Source organism: Acidiphilium acidophilum, from assembly GCF_033842475.1.
Taxonomy (GTDB): domain Bacteria; phylum Pseudomonadota; class Alphaproteobacteria; order Acetobacterales; family Acetobacteraceae; genus Acidiphilium; species Acidiphilium acidophilum.
Map to the genome: position 1 here is coordinate 1,467,682 of NZ_JAWXYB010000018.1, position 15,663 is coordinate 1,483,344.

Sequence of the window (15,663 nt, forward strand, 5' to 3'; positions counted from 1 at the left end):
CGGGCACTCCAACAGGTCGATCGAGGGTTGACGCCGATCCGTTCTGACAATCTCCATCACGGGTTGCAAGACCTCGGCCTCACGCGGGCGTGTCTCCCGATCGTAACATTCCGCAAATGTTCGATGCTTGACCCGCTGCAATGCAACACATTAGTCAAATGGCATGTCCGATCCCGATCCTGCCATCCAGCCGCCTTCCGGCGGTCGGTCTCGCGCCCGATTGACCCGCACCCTGCTGACCCGGACGCTGCTCCGCGGTTCCACCCGCCCTCTGCTCCGCATGGCCCTGGGCCGCTGGCCCACCGGGGCCGAAGCCGATCTGTTCCGCCGCGCCGTCGCCACCAAATTCGTCCGGATGCCCGCCCTCCTGCGCGGCCTGATGCTCCAGCCCGATATGGAGTCCCTCCTGCCCGAATTGCTGCGCATGATGTGGTTCATCAAAAACCAGGGCATGACCATCGACGATCTCGAACGAACCGGCCCGGTCCCGCCGATCCCCGATCTCCTCGGCAATATCTTCACCGCCTGGACCGGCCCGAAACTCGGCTTCCTGCATCTGGAAAAATGCGGCGGCGTCGCCGTGGTCAAATGGCTCACCGGGCAGTTCCACCCCGACCAGATCGACCCCGACCCCCTGCGCGCCGCGCCCCCGCATAATTTCTATCGCGCCCCGCCCGGCATCGGCCGTGACATCACGAAATATTCCCTGCTCTGGGGTCATTTCGGCCTGCCCACCCTCGAACGAATCGAACCCGAGCGCTTCATCTTCACCATGCTGCGCGACCCGCGCGCCCGCCTGATCTCGCTGTACCGCTACTGGCGCGCGGTCAATCCCGCCATGGTCGACGACATCGAACACGATCCCGTGGTCGGGTCCGCCCACCGCAACGACCTGCTCGGTTTCCTGCGCGACCCCGAACCCCTGCTCCGCGATTACATCGACAATTTCTACGTCCGCCGCCTGACCGGACGCTACGCGACCGGCGCCACCATCGATCCTCTGATCCGCTCGCCGGTCGCCGCCCTCAATCAGGCGGTCGCCGCCCTCGACCGGATCGGCTTCGTCGGCATCACCGAACGGATGGACGAAAGCATCCATCGCCTCGCCGCCCTGATCGGCGCAAAGCCGCCCGAAGCCCCGGTGCGCGGCAACATCGCCGCCGAAAACCATACCGACCCCAGCGGCTGGTTCCGCCGGACCGAAACCGTCACCATCACCGCGGAGGCCGAGGCCGAAATCGAGCGCCTGACCCGGCTCGACCGGGTGGTGTACGAAATCGCCCGCGCCCGGTTCGACGGCGCGACCCAACCGGTGAGCGCGGTTGTCGCCGCCTGAGTTTCGCGCGACAACACGCCATGAGCGCGCGCAATCTCCACCTCACTCCGGACATGATCCTGCGCGCCTACCGCCTCGGCATGTTCCCGATGGCCGAAACCCGCCATTCCCGGCACCTGCATTTCCTCGATCCCGAACATCGCGGCATCCTGCCGCTCGACGGGTTCCATCTGCCCCGCCGCCTGTTCCGCACCCTGCGCACCACCCCGCTCGAAATCGTCAGCAATCGTGATTTCCCGTCTTTGATCGCCGCCTGCGCCGCCGAACGCGCGGTGCGTCCGGAAACCTGGATCAACCCCGAAATCGAGCGTCTGTTCGTCGAACTCCATTATCGCGGCCACGCCCACAGCATCGAAGTCTGGAGTGGTCCCCGCCTCGTCGGCGGCCTCTACGGTCTGGCGATCGGCGGGGCTTTTTTCGGCGAAAGCATGGTCTCTTTCGTGCGCGACGCCTCGAAACTCGCCCTCGCACATCTGGTCGCCCGCCTGCGCCTCTCGGGCTTCACCCTGCTCGACACCCAGTTCCTCACCACCCATCTCGCCCGCTTCGGCGCGCACGAAGTCAGCCGCGCCCACTATCACGCCCTGCTGGCCGAAGCGGTGGCGATCCCGGCGCGCTGGAACGCCGCGCTTGATCCTGCCACAATCATGCACGATATCGAGGCGATGCGTTCGAAGAGTTCCGAGGATTCGCCATGAATTTCAAAATCGCCGCCGCCGCGCTGCTGCTCTCCGGCGCGGCCATCGTGCCCGCCTTCGCCGCCCCGCGCCTGATCCCCGATCGCGATGCCATGGGCGTCTATCAGGTCACCCAGCCCGGCAAACCGACCCAGACCTGGCGGGTGCGCTACCAGGCCTCCAGCCGGATGCTCCGCGCCGTCAGCCTCTCCGGCCAGGCGACCGGCGTGACCGTGCTGCTCGACCTCGCCGCCGGCTCCGCCGATATCGTGGTCCCGCAGATGCACGCCATCGTCGCGGTTCCCGGCCTCTCGGGCGTGATCCACAAGGCGCTCGATCAGAACGGTGCCCATTTCACCCGCCTCGGCGACGCCACCATCGCCGGCCACCAATGCACCCGCTACCTGATCCTCAAACGCAAGGGTGACGGCTCGGCCTGCATCACCCGAAGCGGCATCGTCCTCGCCGCCACCGGCAAGGACTCGAAAGGCTCGGCCCAGGTCACCGCCCTGCAAATCGCCGAAGCCCCGCAGCCCCCGGAAGATTTCCAGCTCCCGCAGGGCTACTCCAACATCAACCTGCCGCCGCAGATGCTTGCGCAACTCCTCGGCGGCTGATCCCGCCCTCAGAACGGAATTTCATCGTCGAGATCGTTCCCCCGCCCGGAATCCCATCCGCCGCCACCGCCCATATTGCCACCGCCCATATTGCCACCACCGGTATTGCCACCCGTCGAACGCCGCGCCGGCGCGCTGCTTCCCCCGCCATAACTATCGCCACCGCCCGCCATCGCGCCGCCGCCCGTGGGCCGATCGAGCAACACCATCTCCGCGCCGAACCGCCCCAGCATCACCTCGGTCGTGAATTTCTCCACCCCCGCCTGATCGGTCCATTTCCGCGTCTGCAACTTGCCCTCCAGATAAAGCTTCGAGCCCTTCTTGAGATATTTCTCCGCCACCTCGGCCAACCGGTCGTTCATGATCACGACCCGATGCCACTCGGTGCGCTCCTGGCGCTCCCCGCTGGCCTTGTCGTTCCACGATTCCGACGTCGCAAGAGCCAGATTGACGACCTTCATCCCCGACTGCGTGGTCCGCACCTCCGGGTCCTTGCCCAGATTGCCCACCAGCGTCACCTTGTTCACACTACCCGCCATCGTCGATCCCCTATCGTGTTCCGTTCGCAACCCGTGTCACCGGTGGTCCAATGCGTCAAGCCAAAGAAAGGCCTTCTTTTTTGTGAACAAAAAAGAAGCAAAAAAAACTTCGTCAATTTGGGTCCGGTGCCAACAAAACCGCACAAGCCTATATAAATAAAAGTTTTTTGCTTCTTTTTTCCAAAAAAGAAGCGCTCGCTACCCTTTCTCGATCATCCCTGCACCGCACCATCCACCCCTTCCCACAGCCCGATTTTGCCGCCATATCTACCATGAACATATCGGAAACAAAAGCATGACCGGGTCGGGTTTCATCGTCGTTCGCGGCGCGCGCGAGCATAATCTGAAAAACGTCGATGTCCGCATCCCGCGCGACCAGCTCACCGTCATCACCGGCCTGTCCGGCTCCGGCAAATCCTCCCTCGCGTTCGACACCATCTACGCCGAGGGCCAGCGCCGCTATGTCGAGAGCCTCTCGGCTTATGCCCGCCAGTTCCTCGAACTGATGGGCAAGCCCGATGTCGACAGCATCGAGGGCCTGTCCCCCGCCATTTCGATCGAACAGAAAACCACCTCGAAAAACCCCCGCTCCACCGTCGGCACCGTCACCGAAATCCACGACTACATGCGCCTGCTCTGGGCCCGCGTCGGCGTGCCCTATTCCCCCGCCACCGGCCTGCCGATCGAGGCGCAGACCGTCAGCCAGATGGTCGATCGCGTCATGGCGATGCCCGATTCCACCCGCCTGCTCCTGCTCGCCCCCGTGGTGCGCGACCGCAAGGGCGAATACCGCAAGGAACTCGCCGAACTCCAGCGCCGCGGCTTCACCCGCGTGAAAATCGACGGCAAACTCTACGAAATCGCCGAAGTTCCCGCCCTGAACAAAAAAACCAAACACGAAATCGAAGCGGTGGTCGACCGCGTCGTGGTCAAGGAGGGCATCGAACAGCGCCTCGCCGACAGTTTCGAAACCGCCCTCGCCATGTCGGACGGCATCGTCTACGCCGAAAACGCCGATACCGGCGAACGCACCGTCTTCTCCGCCCGCTTCGCCTGCCCGGTCTCCGGCTTCACCATCGAGGAAGTCGAACCCCGCCTGTTCAGCTTCAACTCGCCCCACGGCGCCTGCCCGGATTGCGCCGGCCTCGGCACCGAAACCTTCTTCGACCCCCATCTGATCGTGCCGGACGAAACGAAATCCCTCGCCCAGCAGGCCATCGCCCCCTGGGCCAACGCCCAATCCCCCTATTACGACCAGACCCTCGCGAGCCTCGCCAAATTCTTCAAGGTCAAACTATCGACCCCATGGGAAAACCTGCCGCAAAAAATCAGGGACGCGATTCTCTACGGGGCAGGGGAGTCCGAAATCGCCTTCGAGTACAAGGATGGCGTGCGCGCCTACGGCGTCAGCAAATCCTTCGAAGGCGTCGTCCGCAACCTCGAACGCCGGATGCGCGAGACCGACAGCGTCTGGGTCCGCGAGGAACTCTCCCGCTACCAGGCCGACCGCCCCTGCAAAACCTGCCACGGCGCCCGCCTCAAACCCCAGGCCCTCGCGGTCAAAATCGACGGCGAAACCATCGCCGCCGTCTCCGACCTCTCGATCAGGGACGCCCGCATCTGGTTCGGCCGCACCCTTGAGACCCTCACCCCCCAACGCCAGGACATCGCGCGACGCATCCTCCGCGAAATCACCGAACGCCTGCAATTCCTCGTCGATGTCGGGCTCGACTACCTCTCCCTCGCGCGCGGCTCCGCCACCCTCTCCGGCGGTGAAAGCCAGCGCATCCGCCTCGCCAGCCAGATCGGCTCCGGCCTCACCGGCGTGCTCTACGTGCTCGACGAACCCTCGATCGGCCTGCACCAGCGCGACAACGAACGCCTCCTCGGCACCCTCCGCCGCCTGCGCGACCTCGGCAACACGGTCTTGGTGGTTGAGCATGATGAAGACGCCATCCGCAGCGCCGACCACGTGATCGACATGGGCCCACTCGCCGGCATCCACGGCGGCGAACTCGTCGCCGAAGGCACAATCGCCGAAATCGCCGCCAACCCCCGCTCCCTCACCGGCGATTTCCTCTCAGGCCGCCGCGGCATCGCCATCCCCGAACAACGCCGCGCCATCGACCCTGCCCGCATGCTCAGCCTGATCGGCGCGCGTGGCAACAACCTCAAAAACGTCACCGGCGCCTTCCCGCTCGGCGTCTTCACCTGCATCACCGGCGTCTCCGGCGGCGGCAAATCCACTCTGGTGATCGACACGCTCTACAAAGCCGTCTCCCGCCGCCTGATGGGCTCCGGCCAGGTGCCCCCCCCCTACGACCGCATCGACGGCCTCGACCAGCTTGATAAAATCATCGAAATCGACCAATCCCCGATCGGCCGCACCCCCCGCTCCAACCCCGCCACCTACACCGACCTGTTCGCCCCGATCCGCGACTGGTTCGCCGAACTCCCCGAAGCCCGCGCCCGCGGCTACAAATCCGGCCGCTTCTCCTTCAACGTCAAAGGCGGCCGCTGCGAAGCCTGCCAGGGCGACGGCGTGCTGAAAATCGAAATGCACTTCCTGCCGGACGTGTTCGTCAAATGCGACACCTGCAAAGGCAAACGCTACAACCGCGAAACCCTGGAAATCAAATTCCGCGACCTCTCGATCGCCGACGTGCTCGACCTCAACGTCGAAGAAGCCATGGCCTATTTCGCCGCCCAACCCCGCATCCGCGACCGCCTCGAACTCCTCCTGAAAGTCGGCCTCGGCTACGTCAAACTCGGCCAATCCGCCACCACCCTCTCCGGCGGTGAAGCCCAGCGCATCAAACTCGCCAAGGAACTCGCCCGCCGCGCCACCGGCCGCACCCTCTACATCCTCGATGAACCCACCACCGGCCTGCACTTCGAAGACGTCCGCAAACTCCTCGAAGTGCTCCACGCCCTGGTCGACACCGGCAACACCGTGATCGTCATCGAACACAACCTCGAAGTCATCAAAACCGCCGACTGGGTGATCGACCTCGGCCCCGAAGGCGGCGACGGCGGCGGCGAGATCGTCGCAGCCGGCACCCCCGAAGACATCGCCACCATCCCCCGCTCCCACACCGCCCGCTTCCTCGCCCCCCTCCTCGCACCCCCCATCCCCGAAAAACGCAAACGCCGACGGGCTTGAAGCGAAAGGGAGGGAAGGGAAGGGGAGGCAAGCACTTCTTTTTTGAAAAAAAGAAGCAAAAAACTTTTCGTCCTCGGGCTGATCGGCGCCCGGGCTGCATACCTAAACGAAATCAGGCGCGCCTTAGCGACGCGTGTTGAGCCGCGTCGTACGGTAAAACGCCATCAAAGGCGTCACATAACCGATGCTCTCCAAGTGAAGTTCGCCACTGGAAACAACCTCCGCCTGCTCCGGCCAACTGCCATCTGACCGCCGTCGCAAAACCTCCGCACCGACCGATACCGAAGAGACGACCAATATCTCACGCACGCTCGGTATCGACGCGTAGGCCCAGACGTTCGCCCAAGTCTCCCGATGATTGCTCGGCGATAATATCTCGATCAGCAACACGGGCGCACTCAACAGCGACCCGTCATCCCCACCCGGCGAACAACTCACCCCGATATCCGGCACTCGCACATTATGCGCACGCTCCAGATGCGGCGTAACCCCGGGCGCCATCAGCACTTCGCAAGCACTGCCCCGCTCCAGCAGATGATTGCCGATCAACCGCGCAATCTCCGCCTGAATCCGAGCATGCGTCGTACTCGCCGGCGCCATCGCCACCGGCTCACCATCGACAAGCTGCCAGACCTGGCCGTCCTCAGGACACCAATCCAAGAATTCCGCCACACTCATCCGAGCCGGGAATTTGATCGCACTAGACATAAATAATTACTTAGCACGACATTTGACCGGCGCGAAGCCAAAACGCCCCATGCCTTTACGCCCCGGACCACCAAAAACAGCGGTGAAAGTTCTTCTGCGACAAAGGAATTTCACGAGTAGAGGAGTATCCCCGATGCAGACGGAGTGTAGCGCGGTGCGATTTGAATTTGGGGAGGTCCGGGCCGGGTCGTGATTGCTGACTTTGACGGTGGAGCGATCACCTCGGATGCCGATGCTCTATTGCTGGGTGCGGCCGATCGGGCGATCCGGTTGACCGAGTGCTTCGCCGCCTGTTTCAACGACCGCCGTTCCCCCGATCACATCAAGCACGACGTCCTCGCCGCCCTCTGCGCCGCCGGTCACGGCGTCATTCTATCCACCCACATGCTCGGCACCATCGGCGACGATTGTTCCGAAATCCTCTTCCTCGGCAATGGCACCTGCACCCACCGCTGGTCCCGGGCGGACATCGCCGCCGCGCGCCAAACCCCCGGCGGGCTCGATGCAATGGTCGTGAACGCCCTCGAATCCGCCTAACCCAAAACCGCCCGCCGATCCCGCCGCCCCAACCGCTCCAGCAAATACTCGATCTCCGCCCGCGCCACCGCACTCAACCCCGCCGCCGGCGCCCGCTGGGTCTCATGCGCAATCGCCCCCCGCCGCCACAGCACATATTTCCGCACCGCGAGCCCGATCCCCTGCTGCTGCTCGTAACGGATCAACGGCAGATGCGCATCGAACAGATCATGCGCCGCCTCCCGCTCACCCGCACCGGCCCGCGCCACCAGCTCCACCAGCATGTCGGGAAACGCATACCCCGTCATCGCCCCATCCGCCCCGCGCTCCATCTCGAAATCCAGAAACAACCCGCCATTCCCGGTCAAAATCGAAAGCGGCCGCATCGACCCCTCGCGCTGAAACCCCCGCAGCGCCGAGATTTTCTCCAACCCCGGCCAATCCTCATGCTTGAGCATCACGCACGACGAATGCTCCATCACAATCGCCCGGATCACCCCCGGCGTCATCACCACGCTCAGCGTCAGCGGATAATCCTGAATAACGAACGGAACATCCGCCCCGATCGCCGCCACCGCCTGCCGATAATACGAAATGATCTGATCATCCGTCCGCAACGAAGGCGGCGGCGCAATCATCACCCCCGCCGCCCCGCTCGCCATCGCGCCATGCGCCAGCCCCCGCATCGCGGCAAACCCCGGCGCCGAAACCCCCACGATCACCGGAACCCCCGCCCGCCGGATCACCCGGTCCGAAAGCGCCAGCGCCTCCGCCTGATCCAGCTTCGGCGCCTCGCCCATAATCCCCAATATCGTCAGCCCGGAAACCCCGCACCCGACATAAAAATCCGTCAGCCGATCGACCGAAGCCTCATCGATCGCCCCACCCGGCAAAAACGGCGTCGCCGCAATCGCAAACACCCCGGACGTCCCCTCATCGAGCCTCATCACACCCCCCCACACCAATCCTGCCCGCACGCTACGGCACCAAAACCGCCCACGCAAACGCCAGCGTCGCAGGCAGATAAAAGTAAGTTCTTCTTTTTTGTGAACAAAAAAGAAGCAAAAAAAACTTTGTTAATCTGGGTCTGTGCTGTCGAAACGCCCGTGCCCCAATTCAAGAAAGTTTTTTGGTTCTTTTTTACAAAAAAGAACTTTTCTTCTTCCCCTCACCAAACCCCACCCGCCCCACCAGCCTGAACGCCGCGCCCGGCTTATCCTCGACAAACACCGCCACGCCCTCAACCCGTCGCGCCATCCCCAGCGCCGCCGCGAAATACCCCCGCGCCGCCGCCTCCAGCGCATCGCCATCCGCCAGCCGCTCGCTCAGCGTCATATGAAACTGCCACCGGTCAAGCACATGCCCATACCCGTATTGCGCCAGCAGTCCCCGCCCATGCTCATCCAGCCGCCCCGCCCGCCGCGCCATCTCGGTAGCCGATTCCGCAACCCGATGCCGCTCCAGCCCGGTCACGCACAAATCCGCCACCGCCTGAAGCGCAGCACTCCGCTCGATCTCGGTCAGCGCAATGAACCCGTCGATCCGTGAAACCCGCAACCCCGGCATCTCGAACGGCGCCACCCCGGCCAGCAACTCCCGCACATCCGCCATCAGCGCATCGAGCCCGAACGCCAGCCGCATCGGCGGCTTGATCGTGGCATGAAACCCATACCGCCGCGGTGCCGCCGTCGCCGCCGCAATCCCCGCAAAATCCGGCTGAACCAGCGCCACCCCGCGCTCCGGGTCCCGCCCCAGCCAGCACGTCCCCGCCGCCCAGAGCGGATCGGACAGGGCAGGGGCGTAATAAATCGCAGCGCGCATCGCAGGGGTCCATCAGTGAGGGCAATGCCTCCATACTCCGGATCACCGCGCCGCCACCATTGTCCCCCCCCGCCATTTATGACAGACGAGCTACCGTATCGCCCGAGGCCTCCAGTGACCCCAAACCCAGTGACCCCACACCCAGTGATCCCACACCCAGTGACCCCACACCGCGGATGATCCATCTCCCGCCGATTCCGGCACCGCCTTTGCTGCGCCGCTGGCTCGTCCTGATCGTCATCACCCTCCTCGCCACCATCGGCCTCGCGGCACTCCACATCCCCTCCGCCGCCCTGTTCGCCGGGCTGTTCATCGCCACCATCCTCGCCTTGCGCGGCTTCGCGCCGGATGGCGTGAACCCCCGCCTCGTCATCGCCGCCCAATCCGTCCTCGGCACCATGATCGGCATGCTGGTCCAGACCTCGACCCTGCGCGCCCTCGGCGGCCACATCGTCGCGGTCCTCATCGTCACCACCGCCACCCTCCTGGTCAGCATCGCCGCCGGCCTCCTGCTCAGCCTCCGCCGCGATGTCGATCCCATCACCGGCGCCCTCGCCCTCACCACCGGCGGCGCGTCCGCCATCGTCTCCCTCGCCGCCCAGTTCGGCGGCGATGACCGCATGGTCGCCATCGTCCAATACCTCCGGGTCGGCCTCGTCACCGCCAGCATGCCCCTCATCGTCGCCCTGGCCTTCCATCCCCCCCATCACCACGCCGCCGCCGCCCATCCGGCCACCGCCCCGTGGTTCATCGGCCTCGCCATCCTCATCCTGTCCGGCACGCTCGGCCTCCTCCTCGCCCGCGTCACCCGGCTCCCCGCTGGCACCCTGCTCGGCCCCATGATCATCGCGGGCGCCATCACCCTCTCCGGCATCGCTCCCGGCGCCATCGTCCCCCTCCCGCTGGTCGACCTCGCCTACGCGCTGATCGGCTGGCAGGCCGGCCTCAAATTCACCCTCTCACGCCTCAAACAGGTCGGCCGCGCCCTCCCGGCCGCGCTCACCCTCATCATTCTGGTCAACTTCATCTGCGCCGGTCTCGGCGTCCTGCTCGCCCACCTCACCGGCGTCAGCGCCTACGATGGCTACCTCGCCACCGTCCCCGGAGGCATCTACGCCGCCCTCGCCCTCGCCATTTCCAGCCGCACCGATGTCACCTTCGTCCTCGCCGTCCACGTCCTGCGCGTCGTCATGCTGATGTTCGCCATGCCGCTCTTCGTCCGCCTCCTCCGCCGCTTCACCGCCCCCGGCATGGCGAACGATGTCTGACCCGTCCGAAATAAGCAAAAATCACCCCGCGCCATGCATCCCGCGCGGTTGTTGCCGCATGAACGCTCTGCCATAGCCGAAACCACCGGAACCAACGGATGCCACATCGAGCCGCCGCAGAACCGGACAGGGACATGAAAAGGGGACTCGCCATGCCTTCCACCGCGCCCACCACCCGCCAGATCACCCGCGTCGCCATCGCCAGCATCGTCGGCTCGGTGATCGAACAATACGATTTCCTGGTCACCGGCATCATCGCCGCCACGGTCTGGGGCGGCATCTTCTTCAAACTCCACGCCCTCGCCGCCGTCGCCGCCGCCATCGGCGTCTACGGCATCGGCATCATGATCCGCCCGGTCGGGGCCTACATCTTCGGCAATCTGGCGGACCGCGCCGGCCGCAAGAACGCCCTGGTCGGCGCTTTGGTCCTGATGGGCGTGAGCACCCTCCTCATCGGCCTCACCCCCACCTACGCCACCATCGGCATCGCCGCCCCCATCCTGCTGATCATCTTCCGCCTCGCCCAGGGCATCAGCTTCGGCGCCGAATTCGGCACCGCCTCCACCTGGGTGATCGAACAGGCGGCCCATTCGAAATATCGCGGCTTCTGGGGCGCCTGGGTCGGCTTCGCCATCCCGATCGGCCTGCTCCTCGGCTTCGGCTCGGTCATCTTCGTCAAATCCCTGATGAGCGAAGCCGCGTTCATCGCCTATGGCTGGCGCATCTTCTTCGTCATCGGCTTCCTCGTCGCCATCGTCGGCCTCGTCATCCGCCTGCGCACCGAAGACAGCCAGTTGTTCGAAACCCTCAAAGCCGACCGCCAGATCCTCGACCACCCCGCCGCCCGGGTCTGGCGCGAAATGCCGGGCCGCATCCTGCGCACCTCGGTCGTCAACGCCATGTTCAGCGGCGCCTTCTTCCTCTGCTTCGTCTTCGGCACCAGCTACATGAAAGTCGTCGGCTTCACCGCCGGACAGGCCGAAGCCATCGGCCTGCTCGCCGCCGCCTTCATGCTCGGCTTCATGATCATCGGCGCCTTCCTCGCCGACCGCATCAGCCGCCGCGCCGTCCTGCTCACCTCCGCCATCACCTTCCTGATCTTCGCAATCCCCTATTTCTACCTGATCAACACCCACCAGCTCATCCTCGCCGCCATCGCCGAAATCATCGGCTTTGGCTTCGTGTTCGGCTTCGGCTACGGCGCCATCCCGGCCTTCTACACCGAGAATTTCCCCACCCGCTACCGCGCCTCCGGCGCCAGTGCCGGCTACCAGATCTCCCAGGTCTACGGCGGCGGCCTCATCCCCATCCTCGCCGGCCTGATCCTCAAAAGCGTCGGAATCAAACACGCCTTCATCTATATCGGCCTCCTCGTCATGGCCTACGCCGCCGCCGCGATCGTCGCGATCCTGATGACCCCGGAAACCGGGGGGAGCGATCTTTCGAAGTAAGGCCGGGAAGGGAAGGGAAGCGCTTCTTTTTTGCAAAAAAGAAGCAAAAAACTCTCTTGAATCTGGGCCCATGCCCTCTCGAACGCCCGTGCCCCAACTAACAAAAGTTTTTTGCTACTTTTTTTCAAAAAAGTAGCCCTTCCTTGGCCTTCGCCTGCCCTTTTCCGGCTTTCTCACCCCCCGCCCGTTATGCTTATAGTCCCATGTGACCGAAGCACCCGCCCTCATGAAGCCTTGACCGAAACCCTCAAAGCCATCTTTGCGGGGTTCCATCGCGAGGCGGTCCGGCTGGCCCAGCACCACCGGGCCGCGATGCCGATGGTCACGTTGTTGCTGGGCTATTTCAACCGCGTGGTGATCCGCTTCGCCCAATCCGCTGGCAAACCCGCCGCACCACCGCGCCCGATCCGCGATCCCGCACCTGGCACCACCGAGACCGCGCCGCCGAAACCATCGCGCCCGCGCAAACCCTCACCGTTCTCCACCCAATTCGCCTGGCTTCTGCATCTGCTGCCGACCACGCCGACCACAGGCGTCGTCGCCGCCCAAGCCCATTACGACCTGATCGCGTTCGTCAATTCGCCCGAGCTGATCGCCCTGCTCGCCGCCAAACCAAGCCTCGGTCGCATCCTCCGCCCGATCTGCCGCATGTTCGGCGTGAACCTCCCCGACCACCTCCGCCCGCCACCCCGCCAGCGACGCCAGCGCAAACCCAACCCCAACCCCAAACCCAAACGCATCATCTGGCCGATCCCCCTCGACCCCGCCGATATCCGCATCCCCGACGCCAACTACCACGGCGTCCATTTCGGCCCCGGCAACCGCTTCTGGCCACCCCGACGAAAATATCGAAAAATTTGCCCCTGACCGAAGGCAACTTCGCACGCCTATAATGTTACGTTATCGCAACAAGTAAGGGAAAAAAGCAAAGAAGAGCCTTCTTTTTGTGAACAAAAAGAAGCAAAAAAACTTTGTTAATCTGGGCCTGTGACCGTTTCACCGCCCGCGACCCAGCGAAAAAAAGTTTTTTGCTTCTTTTTTACAAAAAAGAAGCCTTCCTATCCTTACCTATCCCATCCCGCAGCACCGAACATTGGGCTATCAGGAGACGGTGCGCACCGTCATGGCAAAATTTCTGAACGAAACGCCGTGAGCGGCGTTCACTCCGCAGCCTGCGCCTCCTGTTTGGCCAGCGCCGCCGCCTCCTGCAATTTCGCCGCCCGGCGTTCGACCAGTTCGACCACATGGTCGATCATCGTCTCGCCTTCGACCGTATGATCCGTCTTGCCCGCCGCGTACACCATATGCCGCCCGTTGCCGCCGCCGGTCACCCCGAGGTCGGTCATCAGCGCCTCGCCGGGTCCGTTCACCACGCAGCCGATGATCGACAGCGTGATCGGCGTCTCGATATGCGCAAGCCGGTCCTCCAGCTTCGCCACCGTATCGATCACGTTGAACCCCTGCCGCGCGCAGGACGGGCACGAAATGATCCGCACCCCGCGATGCCTGATGCCGAGGGATTTCAGAATATCCCACCCGACCAGCACTTCCTCCTCGGGTTCCGCCGAGAGCGACACCCGCATGGTATCGCCGATCCCGGCCCACAGCAGCGAACCGAGCCCGATCGAGGATTTCACCGTCCCGGTCCGCCGCCCGCCCGCCTCGGTAATCCCGATATGCAGCGGGTGATCGCACACATCCGCGAGCTGCTGATACGCGGCCACCGCCATGAACACATCGGAGGCTTTCACGCTGATCTTGAATTCGTGGAAATCGTGATCTTCCAGAATCTTCGCATGTTCGAGCGCCGATTCCACGAGAGCCTCGGGGTTCGGCTCGCCGTATTTCTCCAGCAGATGCCGCTCCAGCGAACCCGCATTGACCCCGATGCGGATCGAGCACCCATGATCCCGCGCCGCATTCACCACTTCGCGCACCCGCTCGGCGCTCCCGATATTGCCGGGATTGATCCGCAGACAAGCCGCCCCGGCCTTCGCCGCCTCGATCGCGCGCTTGTAGTGGAAATGGATATCGGCAACGATCGGCACGTTCACCTGCCGCACGATATCGGCCAGCGCCGCCGTCGCCGCCTCGTCCGGGCAGGACACCCGCACGATATCCACGCCTGCCCGTTCGGCCCGGTGGATCTGCGCCACCGTCGCCGCGACATCGTCGGTCAGCGTATTGGTCATGGTCTGCACCGAAACCGGCGCATCACCCCCCACCTTCACCGGGCCCACGCTGATCTGGCGGGATTTGCGGCGGGTGATCATCTGGTATTCGCGGTAGTTCATAATCTGGCTTTCGCGGTTATTGTGAGGAAGTCGGCGCACCGGTGCTTGTCGCCCCAGTACCTGTTGCCCCGGTACTTGTTGTTCCAGTGCCTGTCGTTCCAGTGCCCGTCGCTCCGGTGCTCGCCGTATCCGAGCCAGTCGGCGGCGTTGCCGGCGCGGTGCTCCTGGCGCTCGCACCTTTCGCACCCGCAGTCGCCCCCGCTGCCGGGGTCAGCGGCACATGCCGCATCACCGCGCCAACCGGGCCGAGCGGCGCGCCGGTCACCCCGTTACGAATCAGTTCGGTGCCGCCCGCATTGCCCGTCGTCAGGGTCAGTCCCGGTTCGTCCGGCACCGGCCAGGTCGATCCGGCCTTGAGCACCCGGCTGAACAGGATCGTGCCGCTCGGCCCCTGCACCTGCACCCAGCTATCCGCGCTCGCACTGATCACCAGCGGTGCCGCGGCCCCCGATATCCCTTGTGCGGTCGTTGCCGATGCCGCAGGCGAAGCGGTCGAAGCGGTCCCCGCCGCGACCGAGCCCGTCGATGCCCCATTGGCCGGACCCGAACCCGACGTCCCGGTGGATGCCGCAACCGCAAGCGCCGCCGGGCCCGCCGCACCGTTCGTCGCGACAGAACTATCCGTCGGTGCCGATGCCGGGGTCTGGCCTTGCCCCGAAGCGACCGCCGTATCCGGATTTCCACTCGCCGGAGTCGCGGTCGATGGCGCGGTCACAGCCGGCTTCGGCGCGGTCACGACTTTTGGAACCGGTTGCTTCGGCACCGCCAGCGGCGCGAGCTTCGCCGGCACCGCCGGCACCATCTGCGCCATTTTCAACTCGTGTTCGGAATGCCGGTACCACAGGAAATACGCCCCGATCCCGATCACCGCGACCAAAAACACAATCGCCCCCGGCGGAACCCCCCGGTCCGGCACCGGCTCGGGAAAGCTCAGGGTCGGCTGTTTCGGGCGGGTCATCCCTTCGGCCCGAAACCGGCGCAAAATCTCGTCGGGGTCCAACCCCATCGTCTCGGAATACGAGCGAATGAATCCCGCCGCATATGCCGGGGCGGGCAGGGCGGACAAATCCCCGGCCTCGATCGCTTCGAGAAACGGCAGCCGGATCTTCAACCGCGTCGCGACGTCCGGCAGTTTCCATCCCAGCCGCTCGCGCACGCCCCGCAGTTCGGCCCCCACCCGCGCAGGGCCGCTCAGATCCGAAGTCTGGAATTCGGGAATCTTCATGCCGGTATCGCGGTTGCCGTTCATACTGTTCATCGCAGATATCATCCG

Annotated in this window: 13 protein-coding genes and 1 pseudogene; 8 read left to right on the plus strand and 6 right to left on the minus strand. The window is 64.5% G+C overall.

Annotation, left to right across the window (positions count from 1 at the left end):
• The first annotated feature begins 163 nt into the window (after positions 1–163).
• From SIL87_RS09610 to SIL87_RS09620, 3 genes are read left to right on the plus strand one after another with little or no spacing between them, the layout of a single operon-like run.
• Positions 164–1,336, plus strand: coding sequence for a hypothetical protein (locus SIL87_RS09610; protein WP_319613955.1), 1,173 nt, complete (start codon positions 164–166; stop codon positions 1,334–1,336).
• A 20-nt stretch (positions 1,337–1,356) separates the two neighbouring features.
• Positions 1,357–2,034, plus strand: a complete 678-nt coding sequence (gene aat / locus SIL87_RS09615; RefSeq protein ID WP_319613956.1) for a leucyl/phenylalanyl-tRNA--protein transferase — start codon at positions 1,357–1,359, stop codon at positions 2,032–2,034.
• The gene (locus tag SIL87_RS09620) at positions 2,031–2,630 is read left to right on the plus strand and encodes a hypothetical protein (RefSeq protein ID WP_319613957.1); all 600 of its coding nucleotides are present in this window, start codon (positions 2,031–2,033) and stop codon (positions 2,628–2,630) included. The genes aat and SIL87_RS09620 overlap by 4 nt, the downstream gene beginning before the upstream one ends.
• An 8-nt stretch (positions 2,631–2,638) precedes the next feature.
• Here SIL87_RS09620 and ssb read toward each other — a convergent pair whose 3' ends face one another.
• Positions 2,639–3,169 (minus strand): single-stranded DNA-binding protein, encoded by a 531-nt coding sequence (ssb, locus tag SIL87_RS09625; protein WP_319613958.1) that lies wholly within the window; start codon positions 3,167–3,169, stop codon positions 2,639–2,641.
• Positions 3,170–3,464: 295 nt separating this feature from the next.
• Here ssb and uvrA point away from each other — a divergent pair, with 295 nt between their 5' ends.
• Positions 3,465–6,332, plus strand: a complete 2,868-nt coding sequence (gene uvrA, locus SIL87_RS09630; protein ID WP_319613959.1) for an excinuclease ABC subunit UvrA — start codon at positions 3,465–3,467, stop codon at positions 6,330–6,332.
• Between the two features lie 123 nt (positions 6,333–6,455).
• On the opposite strand, the gene SIL87_RS09635 is transcribed toward uvrA, so the two are convergent.
• Entirely contained in the window at positions 6,456–7,010 is a 555-nt protein-coding gene (locus tag SIL87_RS09635; RefSeq protein ID WP_319613960.1) for a Uma2 family endonuclease, read from the minus strand.
• A gap of 163 nt (positions 7,011–7,173) precedes the next feature.
• Between SIL87_RS09635 and SIL87_RS20245 the strand changes: the two are divergent.
• Positions 7,174–7,415 (plus strand): annotated as a pseudogene (locus SIL87_RS20245) (transposase); the annotation flags it as partial.
• 158 nt (positions 7,416–7,573) lie between these two features.
• Here SIL87_RS20245 and SIL87_RS09645 read toward each other — a convergent pair.
• Positions 7,574–8,503 carry a dihydrodipicolinate synthase family protein gene (locus SIL87_RS09645; protein WP_319613961.1) on the minus strand — a complete coding sequence of 310 codons (930 nt, stop codon included), beginning with the start codon at positions 8,501–8,503 and terminating at the stop codon, positions 7,574–7,576.
• A gap of 193 nt (positions 8,504–8,696) precedes the next feature.
• Positions 8,697–9,377 (minus strand): DUF1045 domain-containing protein, encoded by a 681-nt coding sequence (locus SIL87_RS09650; RefSeq protein WP_319613962.1) that lies wholly within the window; start codon positions 9,375–9,377, stop codon positions 8,697–8,699.
• Positions 9,378–9,553: 176 nt separating this feature from the next.
• On the opposite strand from SIL87_RS09650, the gene SIL87_RS09655 reads away from it, so the two are divergent.
• The 3 genes from SIL87_RS09655 (at position 9,554) to SIL87_RS09665 (ending at position 12,963) form a co-directional block, all read left to right on the plus strand.
• The gene (locus SIL87_RS09655; RefSeq protein WP_319613963.1) at positions 9,554–10,645 is read left to right on the plus strand and encodes an AbrB family transcriptional regulator; all 1,092 of its coding nucleotides are present in this window, start codon (positions 9,554–9,556) and stop codon (positions 10,643–10,645) included.
• A gap of 134 nt (positions 10,646–10,779) precedes the next feature.
• A complete protein-coding gene (locus SIL87_RS09660) occupies positions 10,780–12,096 on the plus strand; it encodes an MFS transporter (protein ID WP_319613964.1) in 1,317 nt (438 codons plus the stop codon).
• Positions 12,097–12,330: 234 nt separating this feature from the next.
• Positions 12,331–12,963: a hypothetical protein gene (locus SIL87_RS09665; RefSeq protein WP_319613965.1), complete on the plus strand. Its 633-nt coding sequence runs from the start codon at positions 12,331–12,333 to the stop codon at positions 12,961–12,963.
• Between the two features lie 293 nt (positions 12,964–13,256).
• On the opposite strand, the gene ispG is transcribed toward SIL87_RS09665, so the two are convergent.
• Positions 13,257–14,393, minus strand: coding sequence for a flavodoxin-dependent (E)-4-hydroxy-3-methylbut-2-enyl-diphosphate synthase (ispG, locus tag SIL87_RS09670; protein WP_319615945.1), 1,137 nt, complete (start codon positions 14,391–14,393; stop codon positions 13,257–13,259).
• Between the two features lie 13 nt (positions 14,394–14,406).
• Positions 14,407–15,648, minus strand: coding sequence for a helix-turn-helix domain-containing protein (locus SIL87_RS09675; protein WP_319613966.1), 1,242 nt, complete (start codon positions 15,646–15,648; stop codon positions 14,407–14,409).
• Positions 15,649–15,663 lie beyond the last annotated feature (15 nt).

What these genes read in the sequence shown, in the direction of transcription:
- SIL87_RS09610 (WP_319613955.1), top strand. Translation starts at nt 164, where the DNA reads ATGTCCGATCCCGATCCTGCCATCCAGCCGCCTTCCGGCGGTCGGTCT.
- aat (WP_319613956.1), top strand. Translation starts at nt 1,357, where the DNA reads ATGAGCGCGCGCAATCTCCACCTCACTCCGGACATGATCCTGCGCGCC.
- SIL87_RS09620 (WP_319613957.1), top strand. Translation starts at nt 2,031, where the DNA reads ATGAATTTCAAAATCGCCGCCGCCGCGCTGCTGCTCTCCGGCGCGGCC.
- ssb (WP_319613958.1), bottom strand. Translation starts at nt 3,169, where the DNA reads ATGGCGGGTAGTGTGAACAAGGTGACGCTGGTGGGCAATCTGGGCAAG.
- uvrA (WP_319613959.1), top strand. Translation starts at nt 3,465, where the DNA reads ATGACCGGGTCGGGTTTCATCGTCGTTCGCGGCGCGCGCGAGCATAAT.
- SIL87_RS09635 (WP_319613960.1), bottom strand. Translation starts at nt 7,010, where the DNA reads ATGAGTGTGGCGGAATTCTTGGATTGGTGTCCTGAGGACGGCCAGGTC.
- SIL87_RS09645 (WP_319613961.1), bottom strand. Translation starts at nt 8,503, where the DNA reads ATGAGGCTCGATGAGGGGACGTCCGGGGTGTTTGCGATTGCGGCGACG.
- SIL87_RS09650 (WP_319613962.1), bottom strand. Translation starts at nt 9,377, where the DNA reads ATGCGCGCTGCGATTTATTACGCCCCTGCCCTGTCCGATCCGCTCTGG.
- SIL87_RS09655 (WP_319613963.1), top strand. Translation starts at nt 9,554, where the DNA reads ATGATCCATCTCCCGCCGATTCCGGCACCGCCTTTGCTGCGCCGCTGG.
- SIL87_RS09660 (WP_319613964.1), top strand. Translation starts at nt 10,780, where the DNA reads ATGAAAAGGGGACTCGCCATGCCTTCCACCGCGCCCACCACCCGCCAG.
- SIL87_RS09675 (WP_319613966.1), bottom strand. Translation starts at nt 15,648, where the DNA reads ATGAACAGTATGAACGGCAACCGCGATACCGGCATGAAGATTCCCGAA.